The sequence below is a fragment of the Thiolapillus sp. genome (assembly GCF_048562965.1).
Taxonomy (GTDB): Bacteria; Pseudomonadota; Gammaproteobacteria; order Chromatiales; family Chromatiaceae; genus Thiolapillus; species Thiolapillus brandeum_A.
The window spans coordinates 1-774 of sequence record NZ_JBHNMF010001222.1; the positions used below are offsets into that span (position 1 = coordinate 1).

Genomic DNA, 774 nt, shown 5'->3' on the forward strand with positions numbered 1-774 from the left:
CCTCCACCCTGTGCTGCAGCACATCGGCAATGCCAGGACGGTTGAGGACATTGAAGCCCTGCTACCCTGGAACACGCCTGTCAAAAAAATGCAATAGGGCTGATTGTTTGGCGCTTACCGTTTCTCGATGGCATAGAGCTTGCGGATCTTGCCAATGGCCGCGTCCGCCTTGCTGACCTTTGTGTCTTTCTTTTTCGTTGGCGCGGCTTTGCCGGCTTCGACGAACTTGCGCCGGGCAGGGTCCCAGCAGCCGATGCGGGTGATGGTGTTTTCCCGACATACCCGGTTGTAGCCGGCATAGCCGTCGGTCTGGAGAACGCCTTCGAAGCCATCGAGCAGCCGCAAGGGCACCTCCTCACTGCGTGAAGGATCGTAGTGGCAGCGCACAACAGGCTGATCCGGTGGGCCACCCCGGATGACCCACATCCATTTGTCCGACTGGGCGACTTTGCCCGTTTCCTTGAGTACCTGTAGCAGTGTCTCGTCCGCCTGCAGGTAGTCACCGCCGAGTTGCTGATCCCGTAACAGGTTGATCAACGGCTTGAATACGTCGTCCAGGCGGATGATCCAGTTGGCCATCGTGGTGCGGCTGATGTGGCAGCCATGGCGCTTGAGAATGCCTTCAAGGCGGTACAGCGGCAGGGCGTCGGCGTACTGTAAGCGCCAGAGAATCAGCCCTCTTGCAGCTTACTGAGGGTGACGTTCCAAGGTAGCAGGGCCTCGATCTCTTCAACTGTACTGGCCCCACCAATGTGCTGCAGCACAGGGTGGAGG

At 59.0% G+C, this 774-nt stretch carries 1 pseudogene; it reads right to left on the reverse strand.

The window, feature by feature from the left end:
- Positions 1–120 precede the first annotated feature (120 nt).
- A pseudogene (locus tag ACOCD2_RS23435) lies at positions 121–657 on the reverse strand (IS66 family transposase); the annotation flags it as partial.
- Between the last annotated feature and the right edge of the window lie 117 nt (positions 658–774).